This window comes from Phenylobacterium hankyongense, assembly GCF_003254505.1.
GTDB lineage: Bacteria > Pseudomonadota > Alphaproteobacteria > Caulobacterales > Caulobacteraceae > Phenylobacterium > Phenylobacterium hankyongense.
This window is the reverse complement of the sequence record NZ_QFYP01000009.1, coordinates 1-454: the sequence shown is the minus strand read 5'-3', so window position 1 is coordinate 454 and position 454 is coordinate 1. Positions and strand designations below refer to the sequence as shown.

Genomic DNA, 454 nt, shown 5'->3' with positions numbered 1-454 from the left:
GGGAAAGCAAAAGAGAGACCTTTACAAACGAAACACAGGTTCGGAGCAGATTATTCCAAAAACAAGAGGCAAGACCTTGGAAAAGTTTCAATCCTGAGCCCTCCCAAATCCCAATGATTCCTCCATCTAAGTCTTGAATATAGAATTAGCTGGGGAGTGGTGCATGGTCTGAGACCAGGAAGGTATAGGTGTAGACGAGGCCGGCGAGTCCTCCGCCGATAAGCGGTCCAACCCAGTAGATCCAGATGCCTGTTAAGTCGCCGCTAACGATGGCGGGTCCGAAGGAGCGAGCAGGGTTCATGGATCCCCCGGAGAAGGGGCCGGCTGCGAGGATGTTGGCTCCGACGATGAAACCGATGGCGATGGGGGCGACTGTGCCTACTGAACCTTTCTTCGGGTCAACAGCGGTGGCGTAGACGGTGTAAACCAGGCCGAAGGTGATGACGACCTCAAG

General features: G+C 54.2%; 1 protein-coding gene. It reads right to left on the bottom strand.

The window, feature by feature from the left end; genetic code table 11:
* Positions 1 to 145: 145 nt before the first annotated feature.
* Positions 146 to 454: aquaporin (locus tag DJ021_RS18455; protein ID WP_207801905.1), on the bottom strand; the 309-nt coding region annotated here is incomplete at its 5' end.